The 15,688-nt window shown below is 70.3% G+C and carries 16 protein-coding genes; 10 read left to right on the top strand and 6 right to left on the bottom strand.

Features of this window, described 5'->3' with window-relative positions; translation table 11 throughout:
* The first annotated feature begins 18 nt into the window (after nt 1–18).
* The 3 genes from ACXJJ3_RS15845 to ACXJJ3_RS15855 are packed head-to-tail and all read left to right on the top strand — an operon-like array spanning nt 19 to nt 2,527.
* Entirely contained in the window at nt 19–540 is a 522-nt protein-coding gene (locus ACXJJ3_RS15845) for a DUF6886 family protein (RefSeq protein WP_458170821.1), read from the top strand.
* On the top strand, nt 504–1,964 hold the full coding sequence (locus ACXJJ3_RS15850; RefSeq protein WP_458170822.1) for a lanthionine synthetase LanC family protein: 1,461 nt from the start codon (nt 504–506) through the stop codon (nt 1,962–1,964). Before ACXJJ3_RS15845 ends, ACXJJ3_RS15850 begins: the two co-directional genes overlap by 37 nt.
* Nucleotides 1,949–2,527, top strand: a complete 579-nt coding sequence (locus ACXJJ3_RS15855) for a DUF6461 domain-containing protein (RefSeq protein ID WP_458170823.1) — start codon at nt 1,949–1,951, stop codon at nt 2,525–2,527. Before ACXJJ3_RS15850 ends, ACXJJ3_RS15855 begins: the two co-directional genes overlap by 16 nt.
* On the opposite strand, the gene ACXJJ3_RS15860 is transcribed toward ACXJJ3_RS15855, so the two are convergent.
* The 4 genes from ACXJJ3_RS15860 to ACXJJ3_RS15875 all read right to left on the bottom strand — a co-directional run bounded on the left by ACXJJ3_RS15860 (nt 2,524) and on the right by ACXJJ3_RS15875 (nt 7,195).
* Nucleotides 2,524–3,084, bottom strand: a complete 561-nt coding sequence (locus ACXJJ3_RS15860; RefSeq protein WP_458170824.1) for a hypothetical protein — start codon at nt 3,082–3,084, stop codon at nt 2,524–2,526. The two genes, ACXJJ3_RS15855 and ACXJJ3_RS15860, sit on opposite strands and share 4 nt — an antisense overlap.
* 73 nt (nt 3,085–3,157) lie before the next feature.
* Nucleotides 3,158–5,473, bottom strand: coding sequence for a DNA helicase PcrA (gene pcrA / locus ACXJJ3_RS15865; protein WP_458170826.1), 2,316 nt, complete (start codon nt 5,471–5,473; stop codon nt 3,158–3,160).
* A gap of 45 nt (nt 5,474–5,518) precedes the next feature.
* On the bottom strand, nt 5,519–6,100 hold the full coding sequence (locus tag ACXJJ3_RS15870) for a TetR/AcrR family transcriptional regulator (protein WP_458170827.1): 582 nt from the start codon (nt 6,098–6,100) through the stop codon (nt 5,519–5,521).
* Nucleotides 6,101–7,195 (bottom strand): acyltransferase family protein, encoded by a 1,095-nt coding sequence (locus ACXJJ3_RS15875; RefSeq protein ID WP_458170828.1) that lies wholly within the window; start codon nt 7,193–7,195, stop codon nt 6,101–6,103. It lies immediately after the preceding gene.
* Between the two features lie 24 nt (nt 7,196–7,219).
* Here ACXJJ3_RS15875 and ACXJJ3_RS15880 point away from each other — a divergent pair, with 24 nt between their 5' ends.
* The 3 genes from ACXJJ3_RS15880 (at nt 7,220) to ACXJJ3_RS15890 (ending at nt 9,368) form a co-directional block, all read left to right on the top strand.
* On the top strand, nt 7,220–8,092 hold the full coding sequence (locus ACXJJ3_RS15880) for a TPR end-of-group domain-containing protein (protein ID WP_458170829.1): 873 nt from the start codon (nt 7,220–7,222) through the stop codon (nt 8,090–8,092).
* Between the two features lie 77 nt (nt 8,093–8,169).
* The gene (locus ACXJJ3_RS15885) at nt 8,170–8,763 is read left to right on the top strand and encodes a ClpP family protease (RefSeq protein ID WP_458170830.1); all 594 of its coding nucleotides are present in this window, start codon (nt 8,170–8,172) and stop codon (nt 8,761–8,763) included.
* Nucleotides 8,760–9,368 (top strand): ClpP family protease, encoded by a 609-nt coding sequence (locus tag ACXJJ3_RS15890; RefSeq protein WP_458170831.1) that lies wholly within the window; start codon nt 8,760–8,762, stop codon nt 9,366–9,368. Before ACXJJ3_RS15885 ends, ACXJJ3_RS15890 begins: the two co-directional genes overlap by 4 nt.
* A 100-nt stretch (nt 9,369–9,468) precedes the next feature.
* On the opposite strand, the gene ACXJJ3_RS15895 is transcribed toward ACXJJ3_RS15890, so the two are convergent.
* Entirely contained in the window at nt 9,469–10,539 is a 1,071-nt protein-coding gene (locus ACXJJ3_RS15895) for a serine hydrolase domain-containing protein (protein ID WP_458170832.1), read from the bottom strand.
* Nucleotides 10,540–10,582: 43 nt separating this feature from the next.
* On the opposite strand from ACXJJ3_RS15895, the gene ACXJJ3_RS15900 reads away from it, so the two are divergent.
* From ACXJJ3_RS15900 to ACXJJ3_RS15915, 4 genes are all read left to right on the top strand, one after another.
* A complete protein-coding gene (locus tag ACXJJ3_RS15900) occupies nt 10,583–11,296 on the top strand; it encodes a PIG-L deacetylase family protein (RefSeq protein WP_458170833.1) in 714 nt (237 codons plus the stop codon).
* 41 nt (nt 11,297–11,337) lie between these two features.
* Nucleotides 11,338–12,063, top strand: a complete 726-nt coding sequence (locus ACXJJ3_RS15905) for an alpha/beta fold hydrolase (RefSeq protein WP_458170834.1) — start codon at nt 11,338–11,340, stop codon at nt 12,061–12,063.
* Between the two features lie 230 nt (nt 12,064–12,293).
* Nucleotides 12,294–13,481, top strand: coding sequence for a MurT ligase domain-containing protein (locus ACXJJ3_RS15910; RefSeq protein WP_458170836.1), 1,188 nt, complete (start codon nt 12,294–12,296; stop codon nt 13,479–13,481).
* Nucleotides 13,478–14,266 carry a type 1 glutamine amidotransferase gene (locus tag ACXJJ3_RS15915; RefSeq protein ID WP_458170837.1) on the top strand — a complete coding sequence of 263 codons (789 nt, stop codon included), beginning with the start codon at nt 13,478–13,480 and terminating at the stop codon, nt 14,264–14,266. Before ACXJJ3_RS15910 ends, ACXJJ3_RS15915 begins: the two co-directional genes overlap by 4 nt.
* A gap of 52 nt (nt 14,267–14,318) precedes the next feature.
* On the opposite strand, the gene ACXJJ3_RS15920 is transcribed toward ACXJJ3_RS15915, so the two are convergent.
* Nucleotides 14,319–15,641: an aminopeptidase C gene (locus ACXJJ3_RS15920; RefSeq protein WP_458170838.1), complete on the bottom strand. Its 1,323-nt coding sequence runs from the start codon at nt 15,639–15,641 to the stop codon at nt 14,319–14,321.
* Between the last annotated feature and the right edge of the window lie 47 nt (nt 15,642–15,688).

The raw sequence follows: 15,688 nt of genomic DNA on the forward strand, positions 1-15,688 counted from the left end.
CCGGCTAAGCTGCGGCGCATGCGCCCGGCTGCCGGCGAGGTCCTGCATTTCTCCGAAGATCCGACCATCGAGATCTTCCGCCCGCACGTCGCGAAGACGGCACGCCAGGAGACGGCGTACGTGTGGGCCGTCGGCCACGATCGTGCGCCCGACTACTGGTTCCCGCGGGAGTGCCCGCGAGCGATGGCCTGGGTAGGGCCGGACAGCACCGCCGAGGACCGCGACCGGATCATCGGCGCCGGCTCCGGGACCCGCGTGCACGCCGTCGAGTACGGCTGGCTGGACGCGATGCGGACCGTCGAGCTGTACGCGTACCGGCTGCCTGCCGGGCTCTTCGTCGCGCACCACGACGTCGCCGTCGTCGCGACCACCGACGTACGGCCGCTGGGGCCGGCGGAGCGGGTCGGAGACCTGTTCGAGCTGCACGAAGAGGCGGGGATCCAGCTGCGGGTACTGCCCCGGCTGCACGACTTCTGGGCCGCGGCGACCACCAGCACGCTGGAGTGGAGCGGCATCCGGATGCGAAACGCCAAGCCGTGACGTACGGCGAGCTCGCGGAGACGTCGTGGGGGTGGGTGCTGGACCAGGTCCGGCGGGACGACGACGGACCGTGGATCCCGGAGGCGTTTGGCGACGAGCAGCCGGGCGAGTACCGGGACGGCATGCACAGCGGGATCGGCGGCCTGGCCCACGTCCTGGCCGAGATCCGGCTGACGCGTGCGTGGACGCCCGCGGAGACGGACCTCGCCGCGGCGATCGGCGACCGGATCCGTACGACGATCCCGGCCGCGACCTGTACGACGTTCTTCGACGGGCTGGTCAGCTCGATCGGCGTACTCACCGCGCTGGACCAGCCCGGCGTGGACGCAGCACTCGCCCGCCTACGCAATCTGCAGACCACGAACGGCTGGCCGGAGAGCTTCCTCGACGAACCGCGCTACACGCCGGGAGCCGTCGCCAACGACGTCACCCTCGGCACCGGCGCCATCCTCCTCGGCTCCCTCTGGGCCTTACGCCAACCGCAGACCGCAGCCGACGAGCCAGCCCGGCCGATCGAGCGGACCACCGGGCGGGCGGAGCCCTCCGCCCCGCCTGCAGAACACGCCCTCCGGGCGGTGGAGTTGCCCGGCGGTGCGAGCACGCCGCCGGGCCTTGCGGAGGGGTCTGCTGTTCGAGCGGTGGGGTTGGCGGAGCGGGCGGTGGGGTTGTTGGTTGGGGAGCGGGAGGAGGTTGCTACTGGTGTGGACTGGCAGTTTGTGTCTCGGCGGTTTCGGAGTGATGAGCCGACGGCGATGCCGAACTTCTCTCATGGGCTGGCTGGGATTGTCGCGGTGCTCGCGGTGGCTGGGGTTGAGCTTGGGCGGGCGGAGCTTGTCGAGTTGGCGCGGCGTGGGGCTGAGCACCTGGTGACGTTGGGGATCACCGACGGCCGCGGGTTCCGGGTGGCGCGGGTGATTCCGTGGGCGGAGCGGCACGGGGACGAGTTCACGTACAACTGGTGCCACGGCGGCGCCGGTACGTCGGCCGCGTTCGCCGCGCTCGAGTACGCCGGCGTACCGTCCGTCGCCGGGGAAACCCCCACCACCTGGCGCCGACGCTGCCTCGACGGCGTGCGGTACTCCGGGATCCCCGAGCGGCTGCACCCCGGCTTCTGGGACAACGATGGCCGCTGCTGCGGTACGGCGGGCGTCGGCGACGCCTTCCTCGACGCCTGGCACCACGACGGCAACGAGCAGCACCTCGACTTCGCCGTACGCATGGGCAACACCCTCGTCGCCCACGCCTACCCCGCCGGCTACTGGCGCTTCGTAGAACACCGCAACGAAGACCCCCTCCTCCCTCCAGGAGTCGGCTGGATGCAAGGCGCGGCAGGCATCGCGGCCTACCTCTTCCGCCTCCAACGAGCCGTAGACGGCGACCACCGCACCGTCCCCCGCATGGAGAACTGGTGGACGCTCCAATGACCAACTACGGCTGGGCCAACTCGATCGACGCCTGGACGATCGCCGTCAGCTCCCGCCCGGACACCCTCCTTGAGGCGTACGGCGTCGAGGAATCCCTCGGCCCCCTCACCTTCTTCGAGGCAGGCGCACTACAAGGCGAGACCTACCCAGACCTCACGTTCCAGGTCCAACTACGCCAGGTCGGCGACTACACGGTCGCGCTGGAGAGCAACGGCTGGACCGGCTCCGTCCCACAGGTCGCCCGGCGGTGCTCGGCCGGGGGGCATTTCTTCAGCGTGTACTGGAACGTGAACGCCCACGGCTGGCTGACCGAGGCCAAGGACGGCCGGATCACGGCACGCTTCGAGTCGTTACACGCGTATCACCCATACGAGGTGCAGTCCGACACGCGGCCCGAGTGGGCGATCGGACCCGAGCCCGAGCCGGGTTCGGCGTACGCGCTGTGCCTCGCTCATCTCGAGGCGCAGACCGGGGTCGTGGTCGAGCAGGCGTGGCTGGGTGAGTCGATGCCGACGTACCGGATCGGTGATCCGGGGGTGCTCTACCCGGACCCCTGGGTCTAGCGCTGCCAGACCTCGGCGGTGGTGAGGAAGGCGGAGGAGCCCGGTCGGTCGGGGGAGCCGTCTACCTGGACGAAGCCGGGGACTGAGGCGCCGCCGATGGAGACGGTTGCGGAGCGGACGGGGGCGATGACCAGGCTGAGGCTGTGGTTTCCGTCGGCGAGTTGGAAGTTGTCGGTGGCGAACAGCCGCCGGTCGAGTACGCCGCCCATCTCGATCTGGATGTCCGCGGCCTTCGCGCTCAACCCGTCGGCGAGGTTCATCGAGACCTGGACGAGGTCCCGCTCGACGGCCGGCTCGTGCCATGGGAGGCCCTGGACCTCGAGGAACGAGCGGACGAAGTACCGCTCAAGCCACGACGCGAGGTCGACGTCCTCGGACACCACCCGGACGATCCCGTCGAACCAGAGCACCACCGCCGTACCGGATCCACGGATCGACCAGTCGACCATCCAGATCGACGCGTACGCCGTGACCTTGCCGTTCTCGTCGAACAGCCGGAGGCCAGGGTTCGCCCCCGCCAGGATGATCCGGCGGTGGGCGGCCGACGACTTGGACATAGGGGCGCGCTTCCGGGAGGGGCCGAAGATTCTTGATTGTCTCAATCTCCGGGTCAGATGCAACGCATATGAGTCAAATCTTTTCCACCGGTGCGTAGCGGAGCAGCAGACGTTTCACACCTTCGGACCCGAAATCGATGTCGGCCTGCGCCTGCTGGCCCTCGCCGCGGACCACCACGACGGTGCCCATCCCGAAGCTGTCGTGCACCACCCGGTCGCCCGGGTTCAGGCTGATCACGGGCTTGTCGGACGCCGTCTTGCGGGCCGGCTCGTATCTGCTCGGGATCCCGCTGCCACGCGTCGTGCCGGTGCCGGACCAGCGGGTGATCGCGGAGTCGTCGCGGCGCCAGTCGAGCAACTCGGCCGGGATCTCCTCCAGGAACCGGGACGGCGGGTTGTGTTGCGGCGCGCCGTACGCCGACCGCACGGCGGCCCGGGAGATCGCCAGCCGCTGCCGCGCGCGGGTGATCCCGACGTACGCGAGCCGCCGCTCCTCCTCGAGCTCCTTGAGGTCGGTCAGCGACCGGGAGTGCGGAAAGACGCCGTCCTCCATGCCGGTCAGGAAGACGACCGGGAACTCCAGGCCCTTCGCGGTGTGCAGCGTCATCAGCGTGACCACGCCCTCGGTGGCCGCGTCCGGGATCTGGTCGGCGTCGGCGACCAGCGCGACCCGCTCCAGGAACGCCTGCAGGTCGGCCGGCTCGCCCGCCGCGGTCCGCTCCTCGACGAACTCGCGGGCCACCGAGACGAACTCGTCCAGGTTCTCCAGCCGGGTCTCGTCCTGCGGATCCGGCGACTTCTGCAGCGCCTCGTGGTACCCGGAGCGGTGCAGCGCGACGTCCAGGATGTCGTCCGGCGGGGCGCCCGAGTCCACCATCGCGGTCAGCTCGTCGAGGATGTCGACGAACGCCTGGACGGCGTTGACCGAGCGGGACGCCATCGCCGGCGCGTCCTGGGCGCGGCGCATCGCCTGCGCGAACGAGATCCGGTCCCGCTGCGCGAGCGCCTCGATCGCGGCCTCGGCGCGGTCGCCGATCCCCCGCTTCGGCTCGTTCATGATCCGGCGCAGCGAGACGGTGTCCTCCGGGTTCACCAGCACGCGCAGGTACGCGAGCGCGTCGCGCACCTCCTTGCGCTCGTAGAACCGGACGCCGCCGACCACCTTGTACGGATGGCCGGTGCGGATGAACACTTCCTCGAAGACCCGGGACTGCGCGTTGGTCCGGTAGAACACCGCGACGTCCGACGGTTTCACGCCGTCGGCGTCGGCGAGCCGGTCGATCTCGTCGGCGACGAACTGCGCCTCGTCGTGCTCGTTGTCCGCGACGTACACCGCGATCTGCTCGCCGGCGCCCTGGTCGGACCAGAGGTTCTTCGCCATCCGGCCCTCGTTGCGGGCGATCACCGCGTTCGCGGCGGACAGGATGGTCTGGGTGGAGCGGTAGTTCTGCTCGAGCAGGATCGTCTCGGCGCCGGCGAAGTCCTCCTCGAAGGCGAGGATGTTGCGGATCGTGGCGCCGCGGAACGCGTAGATCGACTGGTCGGAGTCGCCGACCACCATCAGCTCGGCCGGCGGCGCGGTCGGGCCGTTGTAGTCAGCTGGGTCCTCGCCGCAGAGCTCGCGGATCAGCGTGTACTGCGCGTGGTTGGTGTCCTGGTACTCGTCGACGAGCACGTGGCGGAAGCGGCGCCGGTAGTACTCCCGGACCTCGGGGAACGCCTGCAGCAGGTTGACCGTGGTCATCAGCAGGTCGTCGAAGTCCAGCGCGTTCGCCTGCGCGAGCCGCTCCTGGTAGATCCGGTAGCACTCCGCGTACGTCTCCTCGAGATGGTTCTCCGCCTTCGCGGCGGCCGTCTCGTGGTCGATCAGCTCGTTCTTCTGGGTGGAGATCCAGTTCAGCACGGCGCGCGGGTTGTACCGCTTGACGTCCAGGTCGAGCTCGCGGCAGACCAGCGTCATCAGCCGCCGCGAGTCCGTGTCGTCGTAGATCGAGAACGTCGAGTTGATCCCGAACCGCTTGATGTCGCGGCGCAGGATCCGCACACAGGACGAGTGGAACGTCGAGACCCACATGATCTTCGCCCGCGGCCCGACCAGGTCGACGACCCGCTCGCGCATCTCGGCGGCCGCCTTGTTGGTGAAGGTGATCGCGAGGATCGACCCCGGGTGCGCGTCCCGGGCCGCCAGCAGGTAGGCGATCCGGCGGGTCAGCACCCGGGTCTTGCCCGAGCCCGCGCCGGCCACCACCAGCAACGGCTTCCCGGCATGCACGACCGCCGCGCGCTGCTGCGGATTCAGTCCCTCGAGCAGCGCGTCCGGGTCGGGACGGGACGTCTTGGACTCCTCCAGCGGCACCGGAAGCTCATCAGGCGAGAACAGCGTAGTCATCACCCAACACCTTAGGCGCTCGCCCCGACAGTTTCCGAAAACGAGTCAGCCGAGCAGTCCTTTGCCGATCAGCCGCTGGTTCGCGGCGCTGCGTTCGGCCAGCGGTCCGGGCGCGAACACCGGGTCGTCCAGCGTCGCCGCCAGCACCGGCTCGAGCAGCATCGGCCCGAGCACCAGGAACAGTGCCTGGTACGGCGCCCAGCGCGCGTCGGCCTCGTCGACCGGGCCGGTACGCAACGCACTCAGGTGCCGGCGCGCCCCATCGAGCAGCCGCCGGAACAGGGCGATCCCGGCGGGTCCGCCTTCGAGCAGCACCCGCCGCAGGTAGTTCCGGCGTACCTCGTCCGCGCCGAAGAGCTGGGCGGTCACCTGGCCGAGCGCGGTCAGGTCGTCGGCGTCGAGCGTGGCGAGGCCCTGGTCGAACGTGTCCAGGACGTCCTCGTCGACGGCAGCTCGGAGCCCGTCCTTGGAGCCGTAGTGGTGCCGCAGCAGCGCGTGCGACACGCCCGCCTCGGTCGCGATCGCGCGCGTCGACGTCGCCTCGAACCCGTGCTCGGCGAACAGCTTGAGCGCCGCGAGCCGCAGCCGCGCCCGCGCGGTCAGGTCCGAGGATCGTGCGTCAACCATTCAGGCTCCCACCCAGGCTCGGAGGTACGGGACGCGGCGCAGGCCGGCCGCCAGCAGGAAGCTGACCGGCAGCGCGACCGCACCGACCAGCAGGAACTTCACCAGCGGCGCGGCTGCGAGGTCGCGGACGAGCAACTGCAGTACGACGACCACCGGCACATGCACGATATACACGGTGAACGACGCCGCGCCCAGCCGGGCCAGGCACGCGTTCGGCCGGTTCCCGTACTCGCGGAACAGCACCACCAGCCCGACGCACAACGTCACGCACAGGACGCTCTCGACCGTTGCCCACACCAACGATCGGACGCCGGTACCGCCGGGCGCGTAGAACCGGGACAACGCCGGCAGCGCCGCGTAGTGCGCGACCGCGAGCGCGCCGCCGATCCCCAGGCAGACGTAGCCGGTCCGCCGGGAGACGCCGGTCAGCCAGCCGTACCGGTACGCGAACAGGCCCGCGACGAACAGGCCGCCGTACTGCACGAGGTCGGAGGGCTCCGCCTGGAGGAAGCCGAGGATGCCGATCCAGGTGTCGACCGGCCACTTGATCCGGATCAGGTACGTGCCGAGCGCGATCACCGCGGTACCGGCGACGATCGTCCGGGCGGTCAGCGGCCGCGGCTCCTGGACCACCGGGCGACGCCGGAGCGCGCGCCAACCGGCGTACAGGAGCGCGTACACCAGCAGGTGCTGGAGGAACCACAGGTGGGCGAACGAGAACTCGGGGTAGACGCCGTACGTGCGGTGGTGCAGCCACATCAGCACCGGCACGATCACCGCGACCCCGAACACGAACGGCGCACCGACCCGGCGGAACCGGTCGACCAGGAACCGGCGGCCGCCCTTGCGCTCGTACGACCGCGGCAGCAGGTACGCCGAGATCGCGAAGAACAGGCTCATGAAGAAGGCCCCGTTCACCACGGTGAACCGCTCGAGCGGCTCCCACCGCGCGGCGCCCTGCACGTACCACCAGTCCGGCGGGCCGTACGGCTGCGCGGTGTGGTGCAGGACCACGAGCACGACCAGCCCGAGCTTCAGCCGGTCGAGGTAGTCGAGACGGGTTGACTGTCCACTTGGATCATTTACTGTCCACATGGACAGTATCGTACCCTGCTCGCCATGGATCCGGTGACCCGCTACGACGAGCTGAGCGACCGCGTGTACGCCTTGTACGAGGTCGAGGCGTACGACGAGGCCCTGGAGGTACTGCGGGCCGAGCGCGGCGGACTCGAACCGTGGCGGGCCGAGCTCACGCAGGTGGAGGCGTGTCTGCTCGGGCTCCGCGGGGATGCCGACGAGGCGCTGCGAGTACTGCGGGAGGCGAGTGCGGACGGGGCCTGGTGGGTGCCTGAGGTGCTGGCCGAGGACGACGACCTGGAGGCGTTGCGCGGGCGGCCCGAGTTCGAGGAACTGCTGGCGGTGTCCGGCGCGCGGGTCGCGGACGACGTCGTACCGGCGGTGGTCGACGTACCGGACCGGCCGCGGGGCGTGGTGGTCGCGCTGCACGGCGCGGGGCAGACGGCGGCGCACGCGCGGGCGGACTGGGGCGCGGTGCTGGATCACGGGTATGCGCTGGTGTGCGTGGAGTCGTCGCGGCGGATGTCGCCGAGGTACCGCACCTGGCCCGACCGCGATCAGGCCGCGGCCGACATCGCCCGGGCCCTGCGAGGCCTGCCGGACCTGGACGTACCGACGATCGCCGCCGGGTTCTCCGCCGGTGGGCGGGCCGCGCTCGACTGGGCGCTCACCGCCACGCCGTCGCCGGTCGCCGGCGTACTCGCACTGGCGCCGGCGCTGCGGGAACTGCCGGACGCCGCCGCCAACCCGTTGTCGCCGGCAACCATCTGGATCGGGACCGGCGACGACCTGCGCGAGGTGGTGGACGAGAAGGCCGCCGAGCTGACCGCCTTCGGCTGCACGATCGAGCCGGTGCCGGGGCTCGGGCACGCGTTCCCGGACGGGTTCGGCGAGCTGCTGGCGAAGGTGCTGTAGCGGGCGATTCGCTGACGGCAGAGTTGCCGTCAGCAGAAAAGCTGGGACCGCGGGGCGGGTCCGGCCAGGCTGGGGACATGGCAGAAGACATGAAACCGCCGCTGTTCAACGAGACCGCGCGGCAGCGGTTGCTCGAGCAGCGCATCGTCGTACTGGACCGGGTCCTCGACGACGACAACGGGACCCTGCTGGCCACCCAGATCCTCTCCCTCGCGGCCGAGGATCCGAAGACCGACATCGCGCTCTGGATCCACTCGCCCGGTGGTTCGGTGCCGTCGATGCTGGCGATCCGGGACGTGATGCGGCTGGTGCCGTGCGACGTGTCGACGCTGGCGATCGGGCTGGCCTGCAGCGCGGGGCAGTTCCTGCTGTCGGCCGGTACGCCGGGCAAGCGGTACGCGCTGCGGCACGCCCGGGTGCTGATGCACCAGGGCTCGGCCGGGATCGGCGGCTCCGCGGTGGAGATCGAGATCCAGGCGAACGACCTGCGGCACATCCGCGACACCGTGCTCGGGCTGATCGCGAGCGACACCGGGCAGTCCTTCGACACCGTGCACGAGGACTCGCGGCACGACCACTGGTACACCGCGGAAGAGGCGCGGGAGTACGGGTTCATCGACCACATCGTCGAGTCGTTCGACCAGGTGATGCCAGGGAGGGCGGCAGCATGAGCAGCTACACGATTCCGAACGTGATCGCGCAGCACCCGCGGGGTGAGCGGATCATGGACGTCTACTCGCACCTGCTGACCGAGCGGATCGTGTACCTCGGGACGCCGATCGACTCCGGCGTCGCGAACGCGATCATCGCGCAGCTGCTGCACCTGGAGACGGACAGCCCCGAGGCGGAGATCAACCTCTACATCAACTGCGAGGGCGGCGACATGTCCGCGATGCTCGCGATCTACGACACGATGCGGTACATCCAGGCGCCGGTCGCGACGTACGGCGTCGGGCAGGCGATCTCCGCCGGGGCGGTGCTGCTGGCCGGCGGGGCCGAGGGGCGGCGGGCGATCCTGCCGCACGCGCGGGTCGTCCTGCACCAGCCGGCCGGCCGCGGCCAGGGCACCATCCCGGACCTGATCCTGCAGGCCGACGAGGTGGTCCGGGTCCGCAGCCAGGTCGAGGAGATCCTCGCCCGGCACACCGGCCAGACCGTCGAACGCCTCCGCCACGACACCGACCGGGACCACGTCCTGACCGCCGAAGGCGCCAAGGCCTACGGCATCGTCGACCACGTCATCGCCGAACGCCTCCCCGCCCCGGCCCTGGCCTAGCCCGCCTTTGGTGGGTAAGCGTCCGAGGTGCAGGGTTAGCGCCTGGTATCTCGGGCGCAAACCCTGCACCTCGTGGGCCAGCCCACCAAAGGCAGAGGGGTCAGGTCGCGGCTTCGAGGAGCCTGTCGGCGACAGCTGAGTGGTGCTGGAGGTCGGCCGTGGGGTGGCCGACGCGGTTCGTCAGGTACGCGTACGCGATCCGCCGGTCCGGGTCCGCCCAGCCGATGCAGCAGTTGCTGCCGTTGTGACCGAACGTCCGCGGACTGCTCAGCGCCCCGAGCGGCGTCCCCGCCCCGTCCAGCCACCGCGGCCCGCCTAGCTGGAACCCTTGCGACCACCGGATCGGCGCCTGCACCGTCCGGTCCACCTCGCCTTCGCTGCTCGGCTCGACCGCCACCGCGAGGGTCTCCGGCGCGAGCAGTGCCCCGACCAGCAACCCCTGGTAGAACGTCGCCAGATCCCGCGCCGTCGTCGAGATCCCCGCCGCCGGAACCACCGCCGTCCGGGTACTGCGCCGATTCACGACCGACTGGAAGAACGGCCCGAGCGCACCACCCGCCTTGATCGGCACGTGCCGCCCCCACTCCTCGGCCGGCAGCCCGAGGTACGTGTCGGCGAGCCCGAGCGGCTCGAGCACGTCCCGCCGTACCAGCTCTCCGATCGGGAAGCCGCTGCACCGGCGGGCGACCTCCGCGAGCACGAAACCGAACGCCAGCGGGCTGTACGCGACCGTCCCGATCGGCCAGCGCGGCTTCGCGTCCTCGATCCGCCGCAGCGACCGCGCCCAGTCGCCCATCGCCCGCGCCTCGCCGAGGAACGACCCGGCGTGCGACAACCCGGACCGGTGCTGCAGCACCTGCCGGACGGTGATCTCGCGCTTCCCGTTCTGCGCGAACTCCGGCCAGTACGCCGCAACCGCGTCGTCGAGGTGCAGCCGGCCGGACTCGACCAGCTGGTGCACGACCACCGAGACGAACGGCTTGCTCGCGGAGAAGAGCCAGAACAACGCGTTCGGTGAGCACCCGAAGGCGCGGTCCACCACCACCCGCCCGTTCCGGACGACGCACAGCTGCGCGACCCCACCGCGCGCCTCGATCAGCCCGACCGCCTCCGCGAGCCGTTCGGGGTCGAAGCCGGCGTCCTGTGGATCGCAGGTGCCACCGAACTCCATGGATCCCACTGTGCCCGCCCGCGCAAGCGGCTAGTGTCGGCCCGTGACCGAACCACGACCCGATGCAGAGATCGACCGGATTCTCGTGGTGGTCGCCCACCCCGACGACATCGACTTCGGCGGCGCCGGGACGGTGGCGGTCTGGACCGACGCCGGCATCGAGGTGCAGTACTGCATCGTCACCGACGGGCAGGCGGGCGGCTTCGAACCGGAGCGCGACCGGGCCGAGATCCCCGCCGTACGACGGGCCGAGCAGACCGCGGCCGCGAAGCACGTCGGCGTCCGCGACCTGCACTTCCTCGGGTACCAGGACGGCGCCGTCGAGCCGACCGTCGAGCTCGTCCGCGACATCAGCCGGGTGATCCGCACCGTCCGCCCACAGCGCCTCCTCACCCAGTCCCCCGAGCGCTCGTGGCATCGCCTGCAGGTCTCGCACCCGGACCATCTGGCCGCCGCCGAGGCGACCGTCCGCGCGTTCTACCCGGCCGCCGGCAACCCGTACGCGTACCCGGACCTGACCGAGCAGGCGTGGGACGTCGGCGAGCTGTGGATGATGGACCACCCGACCGCGAACCACTACGTCGACGTCACCGCGACGTTCGACCGGAAGCTCGCCGCGCTGATGTCGCACACCAGCCAGCACCGCGACCCCGACGGCCTGCGTACCGGCATCCGCGCGAACTTCGCCCGGGTCGCGACCACCGCCGGACTCCCCGCCGGGCACTACGCGGAAGCCTTCACGGTCGTCCGTCTGTAATCGGCTTGCCCGCCGGGCACCCGCCCGCGAAGCTGGCCCCGATGACTATCTCTCATGACGTGACCGGGAACGGTCCGGATCTCTTGCTGGTGCACGCAGGCGTCGCCGACTCCCGGATGTGGGCGCGGCAGGTCGCGGAGCTCCAGGGCAGCCACCGCGTGATCACCCTCGACCTCCGCGGGTACGGCGAGACGCCGTCGGCGCCGCAGTTCTGCCACGCGGCCGACGTACTCGCGGTCCTCGAGGAGGCCGCCGCGCGGGACGTGACCGCGGTCGGCGCCTCGTTCGGCGGGTACGTCGTACAGCAGCTCGCCGGCCGCCGGCCGGACCTGTTCGCGCGGCTGGTGCTGATCTGCGCGCCGACCGACAACGTGGAGCCGGACGCCGACCTGCGCGCGCTGTGGGGCGAGGAGGAGAAGCTCCTCGAGGCCGGCGACGTGGACGGCGCCACCGACCTGACCGTCCGGAACTGGATCGGCCCGGACGCCGACGACGACGCCCGCGAGCTGCTCCGGGTGATGCAGAAGCACGCGTACGACGTCCAGCTGGCCGCCGGTGACGTCGACGACGAGGAATGGCCGGTCGAGCCGGAGCGGATCACCGTCCCGGTCCGGCTGATCACCGGCGCCCATGACTACCGGTTCTTCACCGACAGCGCGGAGTACCTGACCGAGCGGCTTCCGGACGTCGAGCGGATCCACCTCCCGTGGGCCGGGCACCTGCCCACGCTCGAACGCCCGAGCGAGGCCTTGAAACTTATTTCCTGAGCTTTTACTGAGCATTTACCCAGCTGAGCGGACGCTGAGTTTCCATTGACCAGCGGTCCTAGAATTCTCTTATGCGAGAAACGGCCGCCATCGCTGTCGCCCGGACTGTGGCCACGCTCAGTCGCCGGCTCGGGCGGGGTGGCCAGACCCTCCCCGGCGTGATCGCCGGAAAAATAGCACCGGATCTGCCCCGGAAATTGGCTGCACAATTACCACGCGGCTGCATTCTGGTGACCGGTACGAACGGAAAGACGACGACCACCAAACTGCTGGTCGCCGCGCTCCGCGAGGGCGGCGAGTCGGTGCTCACCAACTCCTCCGGCGCGAACCTGCGCGGCGGCGTGGTCTCGGCCCTGCTGCTGGCGGCGGATTTGCGCGGGCGGGTCGCCGCGACGGTCGGGGTCTTCGAGGTCGACGAGGCCAGCCTGCGCCTGATCGCCCCGGAGCTCCGGCCGCGGCACCTCGTCGTGCTGAACCTGTTCCGCGACCAGCTCGACCGGTACGGCGAGCTCGACACCACTGCGGAGCTGATCGCCGAGGGCATCGCGGCCACCGACGCCCGGCTGTACCTGAACGCCGACGACGCCCGGGTCGCGAACCTGGCCACCGCGGCGGACCGGGTCAGCTACTTCGGGATCGAGCAGCTCCCGGAGCGGCTGACCGACGAGCGGTCCGCGGTCGACTCGGACCGGTGCCCGCGGTGCGGCGAGCGGTTGCGGTTCGACCGGGTCTTCTACAGCCATCTAGGCCACTACAGCTGCCCGAACGGCGACTTCGAGCGGCCGTCCCCGGACGTCACGGTCACCGGCGTACAGCAGGCCGATCTGGACGGGACCGACTTCACCGTGGCGATCGGCGACGTACCGCGGCCGATGCGGTGCGGGCTGTCCGGGACGTACAACCTCTACAACGCGCTGGCCGTGGTGAGCGTGGCGACCGGGGCAGGCCTGGATCCCGCGGTGACGGCGGAGGCGCTGCGGACCACCGAGGCCGCGTTCGGCCGGGTCGAGAAGACCGAGATCGAGGGCCGGACGCTGTGGCTGCTGCTGATCAAGAACCCGGCCGGGTTCGCGCAGGTGCTGGACACGTTCCTCGTCGGACGGACGCAGCCGCGGGTCCTGATCGCGGTCAACGACCTGCCCGCCGACGGGCGCGACGTCTCCTGGTTGTGGGACGTCCCGCTGGAGGCGCTGGCGGCGAGCCGTCCCGAGGTCGTCACCGCCGGCACCCGAGCCGCCGAGATGGCGCTGCGGCTGCGGTATGCCGGGACCGAGGCGGAGGTGGCGTCCAGCGTCGACGACGGCATCACCCGGCTGCTGTCCGGGCTGCCGCCGGGCGGGCACGGGTACATCCTCCCGACGTACACCGCAATGCTGCAGGTCCGTCGGGCGCTCCGCAGCCGGCAGGAGGCCGCATGACCAGGACAGTGCGGATCGCGCACCTCTACCCCCGGGACCTGAACGTGTACGGCGACCTGGGGAATGTGATCGCGCTCGCGAAACGACTCGAATGGCGCGGATTCCGGGCCGAGGTCCTGCCGGTCGAACCAGGACAGATCTTCGACTTCTCGAGTGTCGATCTGGTCTTCGGCGGTGGCGGCCAGAATTCCGCGCAAACCGTCAATGCGGAGGATTTACTCGCGCGCGGCGACGAATTGCGGAAAATATCCGCCGACGGCGTCCCGATGCTGCTCATCTGCGGCAGCTACCAGCTCTTCGGCCGGGAATTCGTCGACCCCGACGGCCGGCATTTGCCGGGCCTCGGGATCTTCCGGACCAGCACCACCGCCGGCCGGCACCGGATGGTCGGGAACATCGTGGTCGACAGCCCGTTCGGGCAGCTGGTCGGGTTCGAGAACCACTCGGGCCGGACGGTGCTCGAGGAAGGGCAACAGGCGCTGGGCACGGTCCGGCAAGGGTTCGGCAACAACGGCGGCACCGGGGACGAGGGAGCGGTCGTCGGCAACACGATCGGCACGTACCTGCACGGACCCGCGCTGCCGAAGAATCCCGGGCTCGCAGATCACCTGCTGCTGTGCGCCCTCCGCCGCCGCTACGGCGTCGAGGAACTGGAACCGCTGGACGACGACCTGGCGCTCCGCGCCGCAACCGTCGCGGCCGCCCGCCCCCAGGGCCACCAGACGATCCTGCACCCGCGCCGCCGGACCCTGCACCGGCTGACCTCCACGCTTCGCGGCCGCTGACGCACGACGTCCCGGGATCCGCAGCGGATCCCGGGACGTGAGGTGCTGAACGTCAGTCGGCGAGGGCGCCCATCGGGTCCCAGGCCGGGAGGGTGATCGGTGCGTCGTCCAGGCGGGCCTGAAGGTCCTCGGGCAGCGCCGAACGACGGACGGCGATCTCGAAGACGTGCTCGCCGAACCAGGAGTCGTTCATGGTCCAGAAGCCGTTGTCGGCCTTCTCGTCGCCCCAGCTGTTCTCGACCCGCCAGCGGCGCGGCTCACCGTCGACCACGTCGACGCCGGTGAACAGCATCGCGTGCGTCATCAGCGTCTCGTGGTGCACCAGCCGCTCGGCCTTGTCCAGCGTGAACTCCGTGTCGTACACGCCCTCGTAGTCGTACAGCTTCGCGTCCCAGAAGCCGAGGTCGCCGCTCATCTGCTTGCCGACGTCGCAGCCGAACCAGACCGGCTCGCCGCCGACGATCGCGTCCTGGGTGAGCTTCTTCATCAGCTCCATCTCGACGTTCAGGTAGACCACCGGCGGCGCGTCGATCACGTTGCCGAGGAAGTCCACCGTGAACGTCCGGCCGACCGGGCTGGTCGCGCGCGGGTCGTGCACCAGGCAGACGTAGTCGTCGACCGGCAGCTGCACGTACTTCGCCGCGAACTCGGTCGGGGTGATCCAGCCGTCGCGGTGGAAGCGCTTGTCGGAGTCCTTCCACTGCCACAGGAACTTCTGCGGCGGCGTACCGAGGTGGATGCTCAGCACCCGGTGCACGGTGGTCAGGATCTCGCCCTTGCGGTCCCGGCGGGCCTCGTCGCCGTCCAGCGCCCGCAGGTCGCGTGCGCCCTGGCGGAGCAGCTTGCGGAGGACGTCGTTCAGCTGCGCGGTCGCCGACGAGCTCTCGCTCTCCGGCATCGCGGTCTTCGGCACCAGGCCGTGCTTGCGGACCACCGCGATGAACATGTTCCACTGGCCGCCGTCACCGATCGGGTCGGACAGCAGGTGCGCCACGGTCCGGTCGTCGGCGTCCCGGCCGGCGGTCTCGATGATCGCCTCGAGGAAGAAGTTCGCCCGCTCGAACTTGTCCCAGAACAGCACGTAGTTCTGGGAGAACTCGAAGTCCTTGACGCCGAGCTTCTCGGCGGCGCCGACCCGGAGCAGGTTCAGCCCGGCGAACATCCAGCACCGGCCGCTCTTCTTCTGGTTGGTCACCTTCCAGTCGTCCAGCAGATGGGACACCGAATGGTCCATCGACGTGACGACCTGACGATCCAGGGCGATGTTGTTGACCGGCGTCTGCGTGACGGCGTTCTGCATCACCCGGTACTGCGGGTTCGACGCGAACTCCTTCTCGAAGAGCGCGAGCTGATCGGCTGTGAGATTCCGCTCCATAACAGTCGACCGTATAACAGGTCCCAAGCACCGACCGCCGGTACGGA

The organism is Kribbella sp. WER1 (assembly GCF_054189145.1).

Bases quoted from the DNA above. Each gene is read 5' to 3' on its own strand.
- ACXJJ3_RS15890 (WP_458170831.1), top strand. From the start codon at position 8,760: ATGAGCAGCTACACGATTCCGAACGTGATCGCGCAGCACCCGCGGGGT.
- ACXJJ3_RS15920 (WP_458170838.1), bottom strand. From the start codon at position 15,641: ATGGAGCGGAATCTCACAGCCGATCAGCTCGCGCTCTTCGAGAAGGAG.
- pcrA (WP_458170826.1), bottom strand. From the start codon at position 5,473: ATGACTACGCTGTTCTCGCCTGATGAGCTTCCGGTGCCGCTGGAGGAG.
- ACXJJ3_RS15880 (WP_458170829.1), top strand. From the start codon at position 7,220: ATGGATCCGGTGACCCGCTACGACGAGCTGAGCGACCGCGTGTACGCC.
- ACXJJ3_RS15895 (WP_458170832.1), bottom strand. From the start codon at position 10,539: ATGGAGTTCGGTGGCACCTGCGATCCACAGGACGCCGGCTTCGACCCC.
- ACXJJ3_RS15915 (WP_458170837.1), top strand. From the start codon at position 13,478: ATGACCAGGACAGTGCGGATCGCGCACCTCTACCCCCGGGACCTGAAC.
- ACXJJ3_RS15870 (WP_458170827.1), bottom strand. From the start codon at position 6,100: ATGGTTGACGCACGATCCTCGGACCTGACCGCGCGGGCGCGGCTGCGG.
- ACXJJ3_RS15905 (WP_458170834.1), top strand. From the start codon at position 11,338: ATGACTATCTCTCATGACGTGACCGGGAACGGTCCGGATCTCTTGCTG.
- ACXJJ3_RS15875 (WP_458170828.1), bottom strand. From the start codon at position 7,195: ATGTGGACAGTAAATGATCCAAGTGGACAGTCAACCCGTCTCGACTAC.
- ACXJJ3_RS15860 (WP_458170824.1), bottom strand. From the start codon at position 3,084: ATGTCCAAGTCGTCGGCCGCCCACCGCCGGATCATCCTGGCGGGGGCG.
- ACXJJ3_RS15845 (WP_458170821.1), top strand. From the start codon at position 19: ATGCGCCCGGCTGCCGGCGAGGTCCTGCATTTCTCCGAAGATCCGACC.
- ACXJJ3_RS15885 (WP_458170830.1), top strand. From the start codon at position 8,170: ATGGCAGAAGACATGAAACCGCCGCTGTTCAACGAGACCGCGCGGCAG.